This window comes from Marinitoga sp. 1138 (genome assembly GCF_013363265.1).
Lineage (GTDB): Bacteria > Thermotogota > Thermotogae > Petrotogales > Petrotogaceae > Marinitoga > Marinitoga piezophila.
Genome location: NZ_LBFA01000018.1, coordinates 59,509 through 80,559 on the forward strand (window position 1 = coordinate 59,509; position 21,051 = coordinate 80,559).

Below are 21,051 nucleotides of genomic sequence, written 5' to 3' on the forward strand. Positions count from 1 at the left end.
TTATTCACCTCCATCTTCTGCCAAAACTTCTTCTATTTGATAAATTTCAAATCCTCTTTTATACAAATACTCTTTTATCTTTCTTGAATCTTTTCCCAATCTTTTTTGTTTTTTCACTATCTCACGAATTATTTCTTTCAAATTTATTTCTTCCAATACTTTTTGTAAAGCTTTATATATAATCTCTTCTTCTATATGATATTTTGAAATTAATTCCATTTTCAATAAAAATGGTCCTTTGTAATTAAAGGTGATTTTATCATATAGATAATAATATGCAAATAGCTCATCATTAATCATATCAAAGCGTTTGAGCTTTTCTATTACCTCGTCAACGGTTTCTTTATAAAAACCTGTTTCGAGCAGTCTTTTTCTTAATTCATATTCTGATCTTGCTCGATACTTTAATAAGCTAATAGCCTTTTTTTCTGCCTGCATAATATCTGTAGGATCAATCTTCTTTTTCTTCATTATTTGTAATTTCTTCTCCTTCTGCTTCTTCTAAGGTGTTAGATGGATTTTCCACTTTTTCTTTTAAATCATCTGGAATTGGTAAATCCATTTCTTTTCTTATTCGATATTCAATTTCATCAAGTAAATAGGAATTTTCTTTTAAATAATCAAGAGATTTTATTTTACCCTGTCCCAGACTAATTTCATTGCCATTTAAATCTGTATAGGAGAACCATGCTCCACTTCTTTTTACGATATCATGATTTACAGCAATGTTGAAAATATCATTGATTTTTGCTAACCCCTGGCCATAGATCATATCAACCTTTGCTTCTTTAAATGGCGGAGCCACTTTGTTTTTTACAACTTTGATGTTTACTTCGTTACCATATGCATCTTTACCTTCTCTTAATGTGGTACCTTTTCTTACTTCCATTCTTATTGTTGAATAGAATTTAAGAGCTACACCACCTGCTGTTGTTTCCGGATTTCCATAGGCTACACCAATTTTCATACGTGTCTGGTTAATAAAAATAACTATAGTTTTTGACTTATTAACGCTTCCAGCAAGTTTTCTCAATGCCTGAGACATTAATCTTGCCTGAAGCCCGACGTGTGAATCTCCCATATTACCTTCTATTTCTGCCCTTGGAACCAAAGCAGCAACAGAGTCTATAACAACAAGATCAACGATATTTGAACGAACAATGCTATCTACTATTTCAAGTGCCTGTTCTCCAAAATCTGGTTGAGAAAGAATCAAAGTGTTAGGATCAACTCCTAACTTTTTTGCATATTCAAGATCAAGAGCGTGTTCAGCATCAATAAATGCTGCTATACCGCCTCTTCTCTGAACTTCAGCAATTGAATGAAGAGCAAGGGTTGTTTTACCACTTGATTCATTACCGTATATTTCGATAATTCTTCCTCTTGGATATCCACCAACACCTAAAGCAATATCAACAGATAATACACCTGTTGGAACTATATCCAGCTTTCTTTCATCTTCCAGACCTTTTCCCAGGATCATTATAGAACCCTGACCATAATTTTTTTCTAACTCTTTAACGAGTTTATCGAGCATTTCTTCTTTATTTACACCTTTGTTTGAACTGACACTGCTCTTTTTATTTGATGCCTTTTTAGCCATTAATAATCAAACCTCCCTCAAAATCGATGGTGTACAACCTCTTATATATGGGTCCCTTTTTGGTTAATGTTGAAGAATATATACCAACAGAACTTACTGGAACCAGAACTCTTTCTACAGGTAATACCGCTATGAGCTTTTCCCAGAATTCTGGTGCCTTTTTTATTCTACCGACTGTAAGATGTGGATGGAATTGTTCTTCACTTTCAGAAACATGAATACCTGATAATTTTAAGGATTTTATAACCTCATTGTGTAACTGTTTTAGAGTATTTCCACCGTCTACTCCCAGCCATACAACACGTGGAAAATTCCTATTTTTAAAATATCCAACCCTGTTAACTTCAAATGCAAATGTTGGAAATCCGGTTATTCTTTCTTCCATTCTTTTTGCGATTTCTGCTATTTTTGTGATATGAGTATCTCCAAGGAAATATAGGGTTAAATGAATATTTTCGGGTTTTGTCCAGTTTCCCTTAAACCCCATTCTTTCCAATCTTACAATTGTATCTCTCAATATATCCTGAATACTTTGATTTACTTCTATTGCTATAAATGTTCTGATTTTTTTATTTCTGTCCATTTTCCTCCCCCTTAAATCCTGCTATGTTTTTTACCAGATAATTATATCCCGAAAAGATGGAAAAGAAAGCTGTAATCCATATTAAAAATGTATTTATACTATTTAAAAATGAAAACTGAACGCTTAAGTATAATGAACCAATTAAGATAGTCTGAGAAAAGGTTTTTAATTTTCCCCACATATCTGCAGCCACTACAATATTTTTATTTGCCAGAAACATTCTCAATCCACTAATGAAAATATCGCGAACTATAATAATAGCCACAAACCAACCTGGAATTAAATGAATATCCAGAAAGGCTATAAACAAAGCATTTATTAATATTTTATCCGCTATCTGATCCATAAATTTTCCAAAATCACTAACAAGATTATATTTTCTCGCAATATATCCATCTAATAAATCTGTTAAAGATACTAATATATACACAAAAAAAGCTATTATATAGAGATTTTTGTCATATGTAATCATAAACATTGGAATTGTTGCTATTATTCGTATAAAGGTTAATATGTTTGGAACAGTCCAGAGATTCATACTGTAAAGCCCTCCATATCATATTCAAATGTATTGGTTATTTCAACTTCGACAAAATCTCCAATTTTTATTTCTCTGTTTGAGGATACAAATATATTTCCATCAATTTCAGGTGCATCCATATATGTTCTTCCAACATATACATTATCCTCTAATTCTTCTATTAACACTTTTAATTTCTTTCCTTCAAATTGTTCTAATTTTTCCAGTGAGATTTCTTTTTGCAATTCCATAAGTTCTTCAAGTCTTATTTCTTTTGTTTTTTCATTAACTTTTTTATCAAAGGCATATGAAGGTGTCCCTTCTTCATCATAATATGTAAAGGCTCCAAGTCTATCAAATTCCATTTCATCAACAAATTGAATTAATTTTTCAAAATCCTCATCCGTTTCACCAGGAAAACCCACTATAAATGTTGTTCTTATTATGCTATCTGAATTTTTTCTTATTTTTTGTATAATTTCTTTTAATTGTTCAACCGTTCTTATTCTTCCCATGCGTTTTAAAACATTATTTGAACCATGTTGCAAAGGAATATCAAAATAATTTACAACTTTATCCAGTTGATGTATAGTATTTATAATTTCGTCATTGATGAAATCTGGATGTAAATACATAACCCTAATCCAGAAATCACCTTCTATTTCGTTAAGCGCTTTTAAAAGCTCTGGTAAAGCCTGTTTTTTATATAAATCCACACCATATAATGTATTATCCTGGGATACAAGTACTATTTCTTTTATTCCTTTACTTATGAGGAATTTTGCTTCATTTACGATATCTTCTATTTCCCTGCTTGAAGGATTCCCCTTAAAATATGGTATAGAACAAAAAGCGCATTTTCTATTACATCCATCTGCTATTTTTATATATGCATATGGTTTATCTGGAATAACTCTAAAATCACATGAATATACATCATATGGCTGTTCTAATTTAAAATAAAAATTACCTTTATCTATATTTTCAGCAATTAACGAAGGCGGAACAACACCTATAAGACCATCTACTTCTTTTAATTCTTTTTTTAAGTCTTCATAATATCTTTCAATAAGACAGCCAATAGGAATGACCTTTAAATCCGGATTTTCTTCTTTTAATGCAACAAGATTAAATATTTCATTTATAGATTCTTCTTTTGCAGGTTCTATAAATCCACATGTATCTATTATTGCTATATCCGCCTTTAGCGGATTATCTATTATTTCATATCCTCGTTTTATAAATTCTCCCTTTAAAACATCCATATCTGCCTCATTTTTGGGGCAGCCAAGTGTTAAAATATATATTTTTTTGCTCATAAAATCCTCCTAAAATTATTCTCAAATTTAATTATAACATAATTTTTTCATTACAGGAAAAGATGTTTCACAAATAAAGAAATTTTTACAATGTTACAGTTTTTTTTATTCGAAAATTTTTGTTATAATCTTAGTGGATATTTTCAATGGAGGTGGGGATATTGAAAAGATTCTTTTTTTTATTTTTTTTAATAGTTCTGGCTATTGTATCCTTTTCTATTAATTACGGGAAAATTGACCAAAATCGTTTTGTTTTGAACAATTTTAAAGACTATGCTGATAAACATTGGTGCAAAATCGAAACAAAAAACATTATATTTCATTTTGAAAAGGACAGCGAATTTGCCAGATATTCAAGAATAATAGCCAAAAGAGAACAGCAAAATCTTGATAGATTATTTGATTTTTTTAAAATTAAAAATGTGAAAAATAAAGCTAATGTATATATATTAAAGGATTTTGAAATGCGAAATATAATGGATATTGGAGGATTAAACAGCGGTGGCAATACCATTTATACTACCAGCTGGGCTTTACGTCATGAATTAATACATTTTGTTGAAGCACAATTTGAATATGAAAAATATAAAGAGGAATATAAAAAGGATAAAATACATTCTGAAATACTCGTTGAGTCAATTCCTCAATATTTTACCACAGAATATAATACTGCATATTTAAAATTTATTTTTAAATACGGAAAAAAACTTGATTTTGATAATCCAGACAAAATATTAAAAGAACTGGAAAAAAACGATAATATATATAGATATGGTTCTTCATTTTTTGAGTATATGTTGCAGCATTATACAATTGATGAAATAAAAAATCTTTACATAAATTACTTTACAAATATTGAAAAGGTTTCCGGAAAAACTTTTGATGAATTAATAAGCGATTGGATTAAATGGGTAAAAAATTATCCGGGAAATTCATTTAATGGTATATATGCCACAAATTACTTTTATTATTTATATTATGAAAACTATATTATAGGAAATATTCAGCTTCAAAATATATATAATCTTAAAGGTGAGCTGGGTTTAAATCATAATAATCAAATATTTGGAAGAATTAATGATTCTATTGCAGTATATGATCTTTTTAATAAAAAGTATTCTCTATACAAAGGAAAGTTTCTATCCTATATTGATAATAACTATGTTATAACCTATAATCATTTGACAAATTATATAATTATAAATATATATAATAAAAATACCGGTATTTTAATGAATAAAATACCGGTAGCAATTAATAAATTTGCAGTTATTAATGGAGATATTTTAGATAATACATTTGTGTTTTCAACTGGATATGAAATATATAAGTACAACCTAAATACAGGAAAACTACAGAAAATAATAGATAATATAAATACCGATGTTGTAAAAAGAATTGGAAATAAAATACTCCTTGGAAATGAAGATGGAACAGTATCTACTTTTGAAAACAATAAAATTACAAAAAATATCAAAATCTCAGACTGGTTTATAAAGCATATAATTCCTGCAGAAAATTATATTATAGTAACCTCCGGATTTAATAAAATAACCATTTTAGATAAAAACACTTTGAAAATAGTAAAAGAACTATTTTTAGAAAATGATTATCTCAGCCAGATTTCAAATAACAAAAATTATCTGTATGTATTATATCTTTCCGGTAAAATACTGAAAATAGATTTAAACACATTTAAAACCGTGAATATTATGCATGTTGGAAGGGTTGCATATCCTGAAATAGGATACCTTACAAAAAATCTATTTGCAAAAAATATCGATGGATATTTAAGATTTTATGCTCTGGATTATACAATACCTGAAAATAAAGAACTATACAGAAAAATTCGTAGCTTAAAGGACTATCCAGATTATATCGAAAACGAAAAATTACTTTTTAAGGCAGAAGACAATATAAATAATTACTGGAAAATAGGAGATTATGAAATAATAGAAAGTGAATTTTGTGAAGTATCAATAAAAAAAGATGGAAATGAAATCTTAAATATAGAATTGTTCGATTACATCTCAAATTTAAAAATAATAAAAGATATTTTATTTATTTCATGTAATGACGGTGAAGTTAGACTATATGACTTAAAAAATGGCAAAGAACTCTTTGAAGACCAGAAATTGCAATTATCTGCAGACTTTGATGGTAATTATATCTATTATGGAAATAAAAACAGAGAAATAGTAAAATATGACTATAAAAATAAAAAAATAGTAAAAAAATACTATGGCAATTGGGGATTGATTTCAGAAATCAAAAGAATACCTGACAATAAAACCATGATTTCATATTATTCAAAAGACAAATTTAAAAGATTCACAACCTCGCCATCAAACAGGATTATAATTCATTATAACGATAAATCAGAATACGATAGAACAATTGTAACCTATTATCCAGTAAAAACAATAATTCCATACTCCAGCGATAAACTTCTTGTTGAAGATACAAAATCTAATTTATATATATATAATATTTTCACAGGCAATATGGAGAAAATAATATCTCATTCACTTAGAAAGATTATTTCGCTGGATATATATAATGGAAGGATAATATTTACAGATGGAAAGTTTATATTAATAAAGGATATAAATACAAATGAAACTATAGCGAAGTATATTACTGATTATGAACATATAACCTTTGTAAAATGGATTTCTAATACCACATTTATTTACGGAAGCGATAATAAAATATATAGCTACTCTTTTTAATTAAACCCCCGGCTAAATACCCGGGGGTTTAATTATTTATGGATTATTTTTTCAACATATTTACCTGTCATTACTTTTAAAAGACATCCATAACTCATTCTGAATTTTATAGTGTCTCCAAGCTTATATTCTTTTTCAGAATCAGTTACATCTACGATGGTATGGTCGCTACTTGCGTGCAATACTTCTAATTTTTCATCTAAAGGAATAAGTCCATCTGCGATAATATCCTGTTCACCTATAGCCAGAATGGCTTTTTTTCTTATTCCTTTATCTTCAAATTCTGGTTTTCTTCCAAAAGCATCAAAACCTATTTCTCCAACAGGTACTGAAGGTTTATCCTTTAATTCTATAATTTGTGCTTCTAAAATCATTGTATCAACATTGTTTCCTGGTACAATTCTATTATTTGTTACATCGGTTCCGCATATAATAGATTCGCCAAGTCTGAAATGATTAATTCCTTCAGGCAATAGATTTTTCTCTACAAGCGGTAATGCTGCAGTATTTCCACCGGACACTATTTCAATTTTTATGTTTAATTTTTCCTCAATCTCTTTTTTTATGTTCAATAATGTTGTCATATTTTCTTTTGAAGGTAAAACTCCACCAAAACATCCAAGGTTTGTTCCTATACCTTTGAGTTTTATATTTTTAAAATCTTTGACTTTAGATATTTCTTCTACGGCATTTTCATACCATACGCCTTCTCTTAAATCACCAACATCAACCATATAGATTATATCCTGTATTTTTCCAGCTTTTTCAGCTGCAACATTTATCCATTTTACTGTTTCTATTTCAGAAACAAGTGTAACGTCAACATATTTAACCAACAGTTCTATTTCGTCTTTCATAGGAATTCTTAAGAGCATATATTCTGCATCAATACCGGCATTTTTCATATCAATTATATTTTGTATTCTTGAATCCCCAATTGATTTAACGCCAGCTTCTATTAAAGCATTTGCTACATCAATATTTCCGGCGGTAACTTTTGTAACAGCAGTAAATGAAATTCCTCTTTCTTCAAAAATTTTTTTGATGTTTAGAGCATTTTCCTTTATTTTTTCAGGATAAATATGAACTACAGGATACACAATTATTCCCCCTTCATGTGTTTTATATTATCTATTGATAATCCAAAACATTCCTTTTCGGCATTGCCATATGGTTCTACGTGAATTATTATATCTTTAATAGCAGGATTTTTTTCTTTTATTCTTTTTTCCAATTCTGCACATATTTCATTTGCTTCTTTTACTGTCATTTCCGGTGGCAATTCAATATGCATATCAACAAAATATCTATGACCAAATTTTCTTGCCCTTATTTTATGAGGATTTTGTGCTTTGGCTGTTTTGCATGAACAGTTTGCGACGAGTTCATATAATTCTTTTAGTTCAGGGGAACTTTCCATTAATTCACTTGATGATTCCATAAACTGTTCAAATCCTGTTTTTAAAATCATTAAAGATACAAAAATAGCTAATACGGAATCAATCCACCATAATCCTGTGAAGTATAGAACTAATATTCCTATTAAAACAGAAGAAGAAGTAAAAACATCATTTCTCATATTTAAAGCATCTGCAATTGTTGCGTTGCTATTTATTTTTTTTCCTATATATAATCTATATTTGTACAGGGAGTACTTTACCACTACGGAAATAGCAGAAATAATAACTACAAAAAGCAGATTATCTATATTTGCATCATGATTTATTAAACGTTTTATGGAATTTGTAAATACTTCTATACCCGCATACATTATTATAAGAGATACAATTTTTGTGGCTATTGTTTCCGCACGTTCATGTCCATATGGATGTTCAATATCCGGTGGTTTATTGGAGATTTTTCCTGCGATTAATGTCATAACAGAGGTTAATATATCTGTTGCTGTGTCAAGACCATCGGCTAATATAGCCATACTATTGGTAAAGAATCCAATACCTATTTTGAGTATTGCAAGTAATGCGTTTGCAATTATGGAAACTATAGATGATATGGTTGATAATCTTTCTCTTTCTTTGTAATTCAAATTCATCACCCTTTTAATACATCTATAGATTTTTTTAGGTATTCATCTTCCACGCTCATTCCAAGGTCAATTTCAGGTTTGTTTTCTCCGTGGAAATCACTTCCTGCTGTTATCATTAATCCTGTTTTTAAAGCAATATCCTTGAAAATTTCAATTTCTTTTCTTGTATGTTTGGAATAATAAACTTCAATACCCCATAATCCAAAAGGTTTTAAATAGTATATTAAATCTATAAGTTTCGATGGAGATAATTTTAAATACTTTGGATGAGCAATTACAGGATAACCCCCAGCCTGTTTTATTAAAGAAACAGCTTCTTCTGGTTGTAATTTTTGTTTTGGAATATATGCAAGTTTTCCGTCTCCAAGATATTTATCAAAAGCTTCTTCTCTATCTTTGACATATCCTTTTTTTAACAGAACACGTGCAAAATGTGGTCGACCAATAACATCTCCCTGAGCTTCTTCGGCAACTTCATCTAAGGTTATTTCAAAACCAAGTTCTTTGAGTCGTTCTATCATTAAATTATTTCTATTTTTTCTATAATCCTGAATTCTATTAAGTGTGGATATTAATTTTTCGTTATTTATGTCAATGCCATATCCCAAAAGATCAAACATATTTTTAAATTTGCAACTGATTTCTACGCCAGTAATATAATTTACATCATATTTTTTTGCAAATTCAATAGCTTCTTTTTGTGCATCTATATTATCGTGGTCTGTTATAGAATATAATTCTAAATTTTTTTCTTTAGCCAATAATATTAGATCTTCTGGTTTGTATGTTCCGTCTGAATATGTTGAATGTGAATGTAAGTCTAAAAGCATTTTTTCCCTCCAATAACTAATGCGGGCATTAAAGCCCGCATTTAAGCTAAAATATCCAGATTTTTTCCCTGATACATATCACCGATTATCCTTACTAATTTTCGGGTTAAACCATCCTGTTGATAAACTATAGCGTTTAATAGATTATCAAAGTCCTGGCTGGTTTTTTGAGCCATTTGCTGATTAGCTGCAGATGATGCAGCATTTCTGGTATTGATTTGAGGTGTATATTGATATGAGCCAACTCCCGATACACCATTAATCATCTTTATCACCTTCTTTGTTTTCAGGGTCCATTATATATATCGTATAAAAAAATCGGGGCTTTACAGAATAATTCTACCATATTTATCCTTTTATGTCAAAGCTTTTTAAATTGTACATGATTATGATATAATTTTTTTCGGATTGTTTAAAGGGATAGGGGGTATAGTCTATGAAACTCTTTTATTTCGAAGGCGAAGAATATTCCAGAGAAATAAAAGGATATGTATTTGGAAAAAATGAAACAGATGCACTTAAAAGGGTTAATAAAAGTATTTTAATAAAGAAATTCGAATTTGTGAAAAGAATAAAATTTAAGAAGTTATCTCAAAAAGAACATCTTACCTTTATAAAATCTTTAAAAGCATTACTGGCAACCAATATTACATTTTTTGATGCTGTAGATTTAATGAGAAAAAATACAGGGATTACATATCAATTAAAGGTTGCACTTGATTTTATTGTAAATAATTTAATAGCTGGTAATACATATGTGGAAAGTTTGCGTTCCGCATATTTTTTTGATTATGAATTAAGGGTATCGCTTTCTGGTGTTTCAGATGAAAAAGAAATGATTAAAATGCTTGAAAGGCTTGAGAATATATATCAAAATAGAATTAATAATTATAAAGAATTTAAAAATATAATTGCTTACCCTTTGTTATTGTTTTCTGCAATAATATCCCTTCTTTTCTTTCTTCAATTTTATATATCCCCTATTTTTTCAAAAACATTTAATGTAAAATTTAATTTTCTTTTCTCCTGGGGGATAATATTATTGTTTTCAATTATTGCTATAGCCGTAGCTGTTCTATTAAAGTATAGAAGAAAATTTGATAAAACAATATATAAAATCCCCTTTTTAGGTAATTTATATATGAAGTTTTATTTGCTGGAATTTATTGAGAATACATTAATTTTTATAGAAAGTGGGGATACTTTATATTCAGCATTTGAAAAGAGCTCGGAAATTGCAACATCTAAAAAAGTAGCGGAAGAAATAAATGAGATGCTTTTGAAAATAAAAAATGGAAAAGATTTATCCGATGCATTTAAAGACAGCTCTTTTGGTGAATTAATATATGCACTATCTTTATCAAATGATATTGGAAATATGAAAAAGCCATTGGAGATAATGGAAACCCATCTTAATCTGGAAATAGGTACTTATGTTCAAAAATTAAAAAAGATATTTGAACCAATTTTAATATCAATATTGTCCGTTATAATTTTAGAAATTGTATATACCTTTTATAATGGGATGTTTAATGCTATTAATATGTTTGAGGGGATATAGATGAAGTCAAAAAAAGGATTTATACTTTTTGAAGTGATTGTTGTACTGTTAATAGAAAGTATTTTAATATTAGTTGCTCCTATAATTATAAAACATACATTTTTTGAAGACATAAAAAAGAGAATAGATTTTGTGTATATGATGGATACTTTTGTGCAGGCAAAGTATCATTCTATAGATTTTAAAAAGAAGAATTCAAGGGTTATAGTAGCAGGTAAAATATATTTTATTGGTAATATATTTCTTCAGCTTCCATACACCCAGTATAAAAATTATGCTCATGTATATCAATTTTTTAATTTAATGATGCAGGGGCCTGGAGGAACTATATATATAAACGATAATGTATATTTAAGATTTTCAATACTTCCTGTAACTTCGGCCTTTTCATGGGGAGGGATAAAGTGGTAAAAAAGTATTATTATAACAATAAATATCTTTTTAAAGAAAAGATAAAAGAGAAATCTTTTTTTGGAGAAAAGAGAATAAATATTGTTCATAATTACGGAATTATAAAAAAATTCAGTGATAAAGATGAATTAAACATGTATATTATAAATAATGCAAGAGATTACGAGAGTTCAAAGGAAAAGGTTGGTGTTATAGATTTAGGAGAAAATATGTATTATTTATATTTGAAAAAATCTATGTTTAAATACAGATTTTCAATTAAATATGATTACTATATACCAATAAATTTATTATTATGGAAACACCTTTCTAATAATGATTTTTCAAAATATAAAACAATAGTATTTGAAATTCAGGAAAGAAAAATTCTTTATTATAGAGAAAAAGAGTTTTTTGAGTATGGAATATATATAAATAATGTGTCAGAAGATATTTATTGTGTAAATCTGGATTGTGAAAAAATAAAAAAAATAATATTAGAAGGTGATTTTAAAAATGTTGTGGGGGTTTGAATCTCGATTGAGAAAATATTTAAATATATTTTCCTATGTGATATTATCAATTTCGATAATATTTATGGGATTTTCTATATATTACTACAATAATAAAATTTATGAAATTAAACTCAATTATATTGATAATAGAGAAAAGATGTTTCAGGAATACAAAAAAAGAATAGAATTAGCCAGAAAGACTAATGAAGAATTTTTTAATTTTTTAAAATTTCTTGAGAAACTTGAAACTGAAGTTCGTATATTATCTCTGAAATATTCTGCTAATACAACACTGGAAGCGACAATAGCAGTATCTATTAAAGATTCGGTTGAAATAGTGGCACCATTTGAAATTGAAGAAAAGGGAGATATAGATCTGGTATACAAGCAATATAAAATACTGGAGTTGAGAAAATGATATATAGATACGCTCTTTCAATAATAATTATTATAATTTCTTTGTTTATTATGAATAAAACACAGGTAAATATCCCGAAAAAAAGCGTGGAAATTCCTCAGTATAAGATAGCATGTTCTGAAAACCCGATAATAAAAAAAAATCTATCCTCAATTGAAATATCCAGTATAATATCTAAATTGGAAAATGAAAACGGAGTAATAATAGACAAATTATTTTTGAGAAAAAAAGATATTTTTGATAATAGTTATGATATATATATTGAAAGACAAATTCCTGAAAATGTTAAAGTTATAAATATTCAGTTAGAGAAACAAAATAAGTATAAAAATTTTTTTCAAGGGATAGATTTTGATGTAGATGAACTCTGGAAAGAAAAAAATTTTTTACCTGAATCTGAAATATTAAAATTTGCAGGTGTTGTAGAAAATGAAGGTAATTTGATAGGATATGTATATATAGGAAATCAATTAATAAAATTGAAAAATGGAGAAATAAAAAACGATAAACGGGTTATAAAAATATTTAAAGATGGTATATTGTTATATGACAATAACAAAAAAAGATTTGAGGTGTTGAGATGAAAAAATTATACATACCATTTATTCTTTTTTTGATGATGTATATAAATTTATTTTCATATAAAATAATTATTGATCAAGTGGAAAATACAACAATTATTAAAATTACCAATATTTTAACATCTCTTGAGATGTTTAACAGAGAAAATATATATAAATGCATATTTTCAGATAATATAAAATTTGAAGATAAAACTATGGAGATTTATCATGGGCCTGTAAAAAAAATTCATACATATAATAATATTATTGAATTTGAAACGATATTTCCTGTTAATAAGGGAGATATAAAAATCAATAAACTGGATAATAAAAATTTGGAAATAATTGTAAAAGGATTTGGTGAAATAGGAGATAAAGATTATTATTTTAAAAAGATATTGATAAAGGATATTCTTGAAATGGTATTGGATGAAGTAAAGTTGAATAGGTATTATATAGATCCAGTTCCAGAAAAGTATATTTCTTTAACACTGAAAAAGTTTTATCCAGAAGATATTTTCAGAATATTAATTCAAAAAAGCGGATTAAAGTATTTTTATATAGATGAAAATAACATACTTTTTTCAAAGTTAAATATTGAAAAAACAGCTTTTCCAATAATTGTTCGCGAAAATAATGCGAATACCAAAAAGGAAGAGTATATTTATAGCTTAATAGAATCTAACATACCTGATTTTTTGGGATTAATCAGGTTTATGGGAATAAAAGGAATTAAAGTAAATGAAAATGTATATCTTATATACGCAACAAACGAAAAAACAGAACAGATAAAAAAAATAAATCATGCAATAGAAGTGATATATCCTGAAAAGAATGGAGAGATACATTTAAAAAAAGTTGAAAAAAATGGAGAAAACTCCGCAAAAATGCAGAAATCAGACGAAATATATAAAGTTGATATAATAAAAAGCAATTATGATTTGAGAAAATTAGAAGCTTTTTTTGATGTGGAAATTTCGCAAATTGCAACAACATTATATCTGGTTAAAGGGGAAAAAATAGAAAAACTTAAAGAAATACTGAAAAAAATAGAAAATATTAATATTAATTATAATAATAAAAAAAGTAATAATATAAATAATAAAAATAACATTAAAATTGAAATAATAGAGTCAAAATTAGATTTATTACCTTTTAATAAAATTTTTAAAGATACTATAATTCAAAAGATAGAAAAAAATTATATAATAAGAGGGAAAGAAGAAGATATAGGCATTATAAAAGATTATATAGAAAAATTCGAAAATGAAGAAGAGATTTCCGATGAATCAGATGAAGCGACAGATGTAAAAGCAGATATTTCATTACTGAAACAGGATATAATTAATAAAAATAAAGAAAAAAATGAAACAATTTCTCTGTATAAAATTATTGAAAAATTTGCAAAAGAAAAAAATTACAGTTTGATAAATAATGATGATTTAAAAGCTATTTCGGTGTATAATTATAATGTAGATTATTCAAATAAAAAAAATATTGAATATCTTTTAAATGAATATAATTATATATTGGAAGATAAAGAAGGGATTTTGATAATAAAAAGCAAAATCCCAGAGGTTATATCAATAGAAATATCTATAATCGATTCTTCGATTTTAGAAGAAACAATAAGGAAAATAGAGAACAGGTTTAATTCTAAAGATATAGTGGCATCTTTAAATAATGGAATAATTACACCACAGTTATATGCTGAAATTATTGAGGCGGTATTTGATGTAAAAAACATTAACTCAAAATCAAATTCGCAACTATTATCTAAACCCAAAATAATAGTAAAATCTGGAAGTAAAGCTATGTTTAAATCTGTTTATAGAGTACCTATAGTAAATGAGTCTTCTATACAGTATATAGAAAGTGGATTGTTTCTTGAAATAGAACCGAGATATAATAAATATCAGGATTTAATAGATTTAGATTTATCTTTAAAAGTCAGTGAACCGGAAAAATTTTCAATATCTAAATATAATGCGGAAACATCACGCGAATTAAAAACAAAGATGTTAATAAAAAATGGTTATGTTGGAGTTATTGGTGGATTAAAATTATTAAAAAAGGAAAAATTAAATACCGGAGTCCCGTTTTTAAAAGATATCCCTTTTTTGGGCGAATTGTTTAAAACAACAGAAGAGAGAAATCGAGAATATAATTTGACATTGTTTATTTGGCCAAAACTAACAGGATATGGAGGCGAATAAAATGAGATATCCTGTAGTGGCTGGAACATTTTATCCTGCTGATTATGAAGAATTAAAAAAACAAATTTCATCTTTTTTTGAAAGATTTGAAGAGATTGAAATACCTGAAAAATCAATTGACTTAACGGGATTAATTGTTCCGCATGCTGGTTATGTTTTTTCAGGACAAACAGCGGCATATGGATATTATGAATTGATGAAAAAAGGAAAAGTAAAAACAGCAATAATTATTGGACCTAATCATACAGGTGTAGGTCCATCTTTGTCGGTATATCCAGAAGGTTCATGGTTAACCCCGTTTGGAACCATAGATGTGGATACGGAAATTTCTAATTTTATATTATCTGAATTGAGAATCAAAGGAGATATTATAGCTCATGAATATGAGCATTCTATAGAAGTGCAATTGCCGTTTTTGCAATATTTATATGGAAATGATTTTAAAATAGTTCCTATAATAATGGGAGTTCAAACATTAGAAATGTCGAAAAAGTTAAGTAAAGTTATAAAAAAACTTGCTAAAGATGGTGTGGTTATAATTGCATCAAGTGATTTAAATCATTATGAAAATCATGAAGTAACCCTGGAAAAGGGAAATTTTATTATAGAAGCCTTAAAAGAAAAATCGCCTGAAAAGGTATATGAGTATATAAAAAAATATAATATAACAGCATGTGGATTTGGAGCAATAAATACATTATTATATACAGGATTTGAAAATGTAAGAATATTACATCATACAACAAGTGGAGAAATATTTGGAGATTATGAAAGAACCGTTGGATATCTTTCGGCTATACTCGAATAAATAAAAATAACGGAGGTGTTATTTATGATTATAGAAACAGATCTCGGAACAGTGACCATAAAACCGGAAGTATTTAATGAAATAGTATATAGAGCAGCACTTGAATCATATGGTACTGTAGATATTGGAAAAGGTGGTTTATTAAATAAATTGGCATCTGTATTACAAAAGCCACAGGAAAAAGGTGTAGAAGTAATTGAAGAGGATAATAAGGTAACTGTAAATCTTTATATTTATATGGAATATGGTCTTCCTTTAAAAAGGGTTGCTGCTAATGCCCAGGAAAATGTCTATCATCGTATAAAGGAAGCTCTGGGGGATGTAGACGTAACAGTAAATGTAAAAGTAGTAGGAATAAAAATTTAAAGAGGTGAAAACATGAAGGAATTACATGCAAAGGATTTTTATATAGCATTTAAAAAAGCAGCAGAAACCCTTATAGTGAAAAAAGATGAAATAAATGCATTAAATGTATTTCCTGTTCCGGACGGGGATACAGGTTCAAATATGTCATCGGGTATGCTTGAAGCATGTGAATGGCTTGATAAGACTAAGAATAAAAATAAAATGAAAGATATAATGAAAAATATGAGAGATGGATTGTTAATGGGAGCCAGAGGAAACTCTGGAGTTATCTTATCTCAAATCTTTAGAGGTTTTACAGAAACCCTTGAAGATAAAGAAGTTGTAACTACAAAAGATTTTATAGAAGCTTTGAAAAAAGCGAAAGAGGTTGCATATCATGCGGTTATTAAGCCTGTTGAAGGTACAATGCTAACATTGATTAGAAAACTCGCAGAAAGAGCAGAAGAAGAATTATCTGATATAGAAGATTTTGAAGAGTTTATAAACAGATTATATGAAATTTCAGAAGAAATAGTAGAAGAAACTCCAAAATACTTAAAAAAATTAAGAGAAGCTAATGTTGTAGATGCTGGTGCAAAAGGGCTTAGCTATATAATAAAAGGTTTTAGAGATGCTATAAATGGAGATACTGAAGTAGATTTAAAGAATATAGAAAGTGCTTCAGCTGAAGAGATTAAAGAAATTGCATACGAAGAAATAAAATTCCAGTATTGTACAGAATGTGTTTTGAAATTAAATGATCCGGATATTTCAAAGGAAGAATTGGATAAAATAAGAGCATTTCTTGAAGAATTAGGTGACTCTATAGTGCTGGTTCATCAGGGAGATTTCTTAAAAACACATGTACATACAAATCATCCTGGAAAGGTTTTTGAAGAATTTTTATTATATGGAGAACTATATAAGGTAAAAGTTGATAATATGAAGGTACAACATGAACATGTAACTGAAACATATACTGCCGAAAATACTACAGATAATACAGAAGAACAAAATGAAGTTTTTGAAACAAATAATGAAAATTGGGGAATAATAACCGTTTCTCCGGGAGACGGATTGACTCAGATATTTAAGAGTTTAGGTGTTGATATGGTAATATTTGGTGGCCAAACAATGAATCCAAGTGTAAAGGATTTCATGGAAGCCATAGAAAAATTGCCACAAAAGAAGATATTAATATTGCCAAATAATCCAAATATTATACTTACAGCAGAAAAAGTTGCAGATATGGTTGAAGATAAAGAAGTATTGGTTGTAAAAACAAAGTATATTCAGGAAGGCGTAGCTGCAATGCTTGCATTTGATGATACAATGGAAAAGGACGAATTAAAAGAGGCAATTGAGTCTGAAATCTCAGCAGTTGTTCCTATTCAAGTAACATATGCAGTTAGAGATTCTGAAATAGCAGGAGAAAGCATTAAAAAAGATGAATATCTGGTATTTGTGGGAAAAGAATTAAAAGCACATGGATTTGATTTAAATGAAGCTGTTTTAAAGGTATTAAGAGAAAAATTGGCTGAAGGATTTGAAATAATGACAATATTCTATGGTCAGGATATAGAACAAAAAACAGCAGAATTAATAGCAAATGAATTAATGGAAGAATTTTCAGATTTAGAGGTTGAAATACACAATGGCGGACAACCTCATTATCCGCTGTTAATTTCACTTGAATAAAGGAGGAACTGACATTGTATATTCAGGATTTAATATTAAAATTAGATAAATTCTGGTCTGAATATGGTTGTGTAATAGAACAACCTTACGATATGGAGATGGGTGCAGGAACTTATCACCCATCAACATTTTTTAGAACATTAGGTGAAAAACCATTTAATGTTGCATTTGTTCAACCGAGTAGAAGACCAACAGATGGAAGATATGGTGAAAATCCAAATAGAATGCAAAGGTTTCATCAATATCAGGTAATATTAAAACCGTCACCAAAGGAATCCCAGGAAATTTATATAGAATCTTTAAAGGCGATAGGAATTAATCCAGATGAACATGATATACGTTTTGTAGAAGATAACTGGGAATCACCTACACTTGGTGCCTGGGGAGTAGGTTGGGAAGTATGGTTAGATGGAATGGAAATTACGCAATTCACATATTTCCAACAAATGGGTGGAGTTTCATTAAAACCTATTTCACTTGAAATTACATATGGAATAGAAAGACTTGCTATGTATTTGCAGGGAAAAGAGAATGTATATGAAACAATGTGGAATAAGTATGTGAAATATGGAGAAATGTTCAAAGAAAATGAAAGACAGTTCTCAATCTTTAATTTTGAAAAAGCAAATATAGAAGTGTTGTATAATCTTTTTGAAACATATAAAAACGAATTTGAGTATCTTATTGAAAATAAATTATATTTACCTGCATATGATTATCTTGTAAAAGCAGCGCATGCGTTTAATTTACTTGATGCAAGAAATGCAATAAGTGTAAATGAAAGACAGAAATATATACTTTTAATTAGAGACATGGCAAGAAAGACAGCACAAACATACCTCGAAGCAATTGGAGGAGAGAATGATGAATAAAAAGTCATTACTTGAAATAGGCGTTGAAGAATTACCTTCAAGTGAATATGAAAATATAATTACTCAGTTATATCAAAATATGGAAGAAGAATTAAAAAAACATAATATATCTTATACAAAGCTGGAAGTTTTCATTGCCCCAAGAAGATTTGGTGTTTATCTTGAAGGTTTACCAGAAAAAGAACCAGACATGATAATGGAAAGAAAAGGACCTGCTAAAAAGGTTTCATTTGATGAAGACGGAAATCCAACAAAACCATATCAGGGTTTTTTAAGATCTCTTGAAGGAACAGAGTATGAAATTGAAGAGAAAGAATTAAAAGGCAATATATATTTATTTGCAAAGATAAAAAAAGCAGGTAGACCTATTTCCGAATCCCTTGCAGAAATATATCCAGCTGTAATAAAAAAATTGAGATTTAAAAAACCAATGAGATGGTCAAATGGTGAATATGAATTTGTTAGACCGGTGCATTGGATAATGGCGTTATTAGATTATGATATAATAGATTTTGAATTGTTCGGAATTAACTCTTCAAGAAGAACTTTCGGGCATAGATTTATGAGTAAAGGCGAAGTATTTATTTCCAGACCTGATGAGTACTTTGACATATTAAGAGAAAATTTTGTAATTGCTAATTACTCAGAAAGAAAAGAAAGAATTAAAGAAGAGTTAGAAAAGGTTGCTGTAAATAATGAATTGGAAATAGAAATGGATGAAGAATTAATAAATGAAATTGCTCAATTAACAGAATATCCGGCAGCTGTTGTGGGAACATTTAACGAAGAATATTTAATGCTTCCAGAGGAAGTAATAAAAATAACAGTTAAACATCATCAAAGAAGTTTTGTTGCAAGAAAAAATGGTAAGATTTCAAATAATTATATAGCATTTCAGGATGGATTAAGTGAAGAAAAAAATGTTGTAAACGGTTATTCGAGGGTTATTAACGCAAGACTTGACGATGCAAAATTCTATTATGATGAAGATTTAAATACACCTGTTGAGGTGTATTTAAAGAAATTAAATCAAATTACATATCAGGCTGGTCTAGGAACATATTTAAATAAAATAAATATAATGATGAAAATTTCAGAATTAATAGCAAAATCATTGGATTATAAAAACGAAAATCTCATAAAAGCAACAGAACTTTCAAAAATAGACATACCTTCACATATAGTTTATGAATTCCCGGAATTACAGGGAGCAATGGGAAGGATATATTTAAAACATCATAATTATTCTGAAGATGTATATATTGTTGCTGAAGAACATTATAAACCAGTTGAAGAAACCGATACTTTGCCTTTGGAACTTAATTCTTTAATAGTTTCTATGGCAGATAAACTTTATGATATAGTTGGATTCTTTGGAATAAATAAAATTCCAACAGGTTCAAAAGACCCATTTGCTTTAAGAAGAAAGGCATATGGTGTATTAAGAATAATAATAGAAAACAACTGGGATATAGATCTTGAAGAACTAATGAGAAAAATTTCAGAATTAATAGGTGTTGAATATAAGGAAAATGAAATTTCCGAATTCTTTAAAAATAGGTTTGAAACTTATTTATCAAGAAAGAAAATCTCTTCAGAGGTTATAAATACAGTTTTGGTAAATTGGAATAAACCATTAAGAGCATATCTTGCAGCAGAAGCTTTAAATGAAGTTGTAAATTCCGAAGAATTTAAGGTATTTATAAAAACATTCCAGAGGGTTCAGAATATATCTAAAAAGCATAATTCATTGAAATATGAAGGAAGATTATTTAAAGAAGAAGCAGAAAAGCAATTGTTTGAAAAATACCTTGAAACCAAAGGAAAGATAGAAGAAAAATTAGAAAGATTAAGCTACAAAGAAGCAATAGATGAATTATTAACCATGAAAGATAGTATTGACAATTATTTTGATAATGTATTTGTTATGGATAAAGATGAGAGTATTAGAATGAATAGATTGGGATTTTTGAAAAATATAGCCAATCTATTCCTTGAATTTGGAGATATATCCAAGTTATACAGTTAATAAAA

General features: G+C 28.1%; 21 protein-coding genes. 12 read left to right on the plus strand and 9 right to left on the minus strand.

Translation table 11 applies throughout. From position 1 onward, the window contains the following. Genes XO11_RS06635 through rimO form a run of 5 tightly spaced genes read right to left on the minus strand, consistent with a single transcriptional unit; the run spans position 1 to position 4,025 of the window. Complete coding sequence (locus XO11_RS06635; RefSeq protein WP_014296835.1) at positions 1-471, minus strand: regulatory protein RecX; 471 nt, start codon at positions 469-471, stop codon at positions 1-3. Next, positions 452-1,603, minus strand: a complete 1,152-nt coding sequence (recA, locus tag XO11_RS06640) for a recombinase RecA (protein ID WP_014296836.1) — start codon at positions 1,601-1,603, stop codon at positions 452-454. The genes XO11_RS06635 and recA overlap by 20 nt, the downstream gene beginning before the upstream one ends. Continuing rightward, positions 1,596-2,186, minus strand: a complete 591-nt coding sequence (gene thpR, locus XO11_RS06645; RefSeq protein WP_014296837.1) for an RNA 2',3'-cyclic phosphodiesterase — start codon at positions 2,184-2,186, stop codon at positions 1,596-1,598. The genes recA and thpR overlap by 8 nt, the downstream gene beginning before the upstream one ends. After that, complete coding sequence (gene pgsA, locus XO11_RS06650; RefSeq protein ID WP_014296838.1) at positions 2,173-2,724, minus strand: CDP-diacylglycerol--glycerol-3-phosphate 3-phosphatidyltransferase; 552 nt, start codon at positions 2,722-2,724, stop codon at positions 2,173-2,175. Before pgsA ends, thpR begins: the two co-directional genes overlap by 14 nt. Next, positions 2,721-4,025: a 30S ribosomal protein S12 methylthiotransferase RimO gene (gene rimO / locus XO11_RS06655; protein WP_014296839.1), complete on the minus strand. Its 1,305-nt coding sequence runs from the start codon at positions 4,023-4,025 to the stop codon at positions 2,721-2,723. Before rimO ends, pgsA begins: the two co-directional genes overlap by 4 nt. 161 nt (positions 4,026-4,186) lie before the next feature. Here rimO and XO11_RS06660 point away from each other — a divergent pair, with 161 nt between their 5' ends. Next, positions 4,187-6,757 (plus strand): hypothetical protein, encoded by a 2,571-nt coding sequence (locus XO11_RS06660; RefSeq protein ID WP_175418397.1) that lies wholly within the window; start codon positions 4,187-4,189, stop codon positions 6,755-6,757. 32 nt (positions 6,758-6,789) lie between these two features. On the opposite strand, the gene XO11_RS06665 is transcribed toward XO11_RS06660, so the two are convergent. The 4 genes from XO11_RS06665 to XO11_RS06680 are packed head-to-tail and all read right to left on the minus strand — an operon-like array spanning position 6,790 to position 9,897. Further along, complete coding sequence (locus XO11_RS06665; protein ID WP_175418398.1) at positions 6,790-7,857, minus strand: alanine/ornithine racemase family PLP-dependent enzyme; 1,068 nt, start codon at positions 7,855-7,857, stop codon at positions 6,790-6,792. Between the two features lie 2 nt (positions 7,858-7,859). After that, positions 7,860-8,807, minus strand: a complete 948-nt coding sequence (locus XO11_RS06670; protein WP_014296842.1) for a cation diffusion facilitator family transporter — start codon at positions 8,805-8,807, stop codon at positions 7,860-7,862. Beyond that, positions 8,807-9,631, minus strand: a complete 825-nt coding sequence (locus XO11_RS06675; protein WP_014296843.1) for a PHP domain-containing protein — start codon at positions 9,629-9,631, stop codon at positions 8,807-8,809. The genes XO11_RS06670 and XO11_RS06675 overlap by 1 nt, the downstream gene beginning before the upstream one ends. Before the next feature lie 41 nt (positions 9,632-9,672). Then, positions 9,673-9,897, minus strand: a complete 225-nt coding sequence (locus XO11_RS06680; RefSeq protein ID WP_014296844.1) for a hypothetical protein — start codon at positions 9,895-9,897, stop codon at positions 9,673-9,675. A gap of 170 nt (positions 9,898-10,067) precedes the next feature. Here XO11_RS06680 and XO11_RS06685 point away from each other — a divergent pair, with 170 nt between their 5' ends. The 11 genes from XO11_RS06685 to glyS are packed head-to-tail and all read left to right on the plus strand — an operon-like array spanning position 10,068 to position 21,046. Continuing rightward, positions 10,068-11,192, plus strand: coding sequence for a type II secretion system F family protein (locus XO11_RS06685; protein WP_014296845.1), 1,125 nt, complete (start codon positions 10,068-10,070; stop codon positions 11,190-11,192). Further along, a complete protein-coding gene (locus tag XO11_RS06690; RefSeq protein WP_175418399.1) occupies positions 11,193-11,603 on the plus strand; it encodes a hypothetical protein in 411 nt (136 codons plus the stop codon). Further along, complete coding sequence (locus XO11_RS06695) at positions 11,597-12,115, plus strand: hypothetical protein (RefSeq protein ID WP_014296847.1); 519 nt, start codon at positions 11,597-11,599, stop codon at positions 12,113-12,115. The genes XO11_RS06690 and XO11_RS06695 overlap by 7 nt, the downstream gene beginning before the upstream one ends. Positions 12,116-12,122: 7 nt before the next feature. After that, positions 12,123-12,515, plus strand: coding sequence for a hypothetical protein (locus XO11_RS06700; protein ID WP_041638548.1), 393 nt, complete (start codon positions 12,123-12,125; stop codon positions 12,513-12,515). Continuing rightward, positions 12,512-13,099, plus strand: coding sequence for a hypothetical protein (locus XO11_RS06705; RefSeq protein ID WP_014296849.1), 588 nt, complete (start codon positions 12,512-12,514; stop codon positions 13,097-13,099). Before XO11_RS06700 ends, XO11_RS06705 begins: the two co-directional genes overlap by 4 nt. Further along, positions 13,096-15,294 carry a type II secretion system protein GspD gene (locus XO11_RS06710; RefSeq protein WP_175418400.1) on the plus strand — a complete coding sequence of 733 codons (2,199 nt, stop codon included), beginning with the start codon at positions 13,096-13,098 and terminating at the stop codon, positions 15,292-15,294. Before XO11_RS06705 ends, XO11_RS06710 begins: the two co-directional genes overlap by 4 nt. Before the next feature lies 1 nt (position 15,295). Further along, entirely contained in the window at positions 15,296-16,102 is an 807-nt protein-coding gene (gene amrB, locus XO11_RS06715; RefSeq protein WP_175418401.1) for an AmmeMemoRadiSam system protein B, read from the plus strand. 24 nt (positions 16,103-16,126) lie between these two features. Next, a complete protein-coding gene (locus XO11_RS06720; RefSeq protein ID WP_014296852.1) occupies positions 16,127-16,468 on the plus strand; it encodes an Asp23/Gls24 family envelope stress response protein in 342 nt (113 codons plus the stop codon). Between the two features lie 12 nt (positions 16,469-16,480). After that, a complete protein-coding gene (locus tag XO11_RS06725) occupies positions 16,481-18,145 on the plus strand; it encodes a DAK2 domain-containing protein (RefSeq protein WP_014296853.1) in 1,665 nt (554 codons plus the stop codon). Positions 18,146-18,159: 14 nt separating this feature from the next. Then, entirely contained in the window at positions 18,160-19,017 is an 858-nt protein-coding gene (locus XO11_RS06730; RefSeq protein WP_014296854.1) for a glycine--tRNA ligase subunit alpha, read from the plus strand. Continuing rightward, on the plus strand, positions 19,010-21,046 hold the full coding sequence (glyS, locus tag XO11_RS06735; protein ID WP_232223893.1) for a glycine--tRNA ligase subunit beta: 2,037 nt from the start codon (positions 19,010-19,012) through the stop codon (positions 21,044-21,046). The genes XO11_RS06730 and glyS overlap by 8 nt, the downstream gene beginning before the upstream one ends. Positions 21,047-21,051 lie beyond the last annotated feature (5 nt).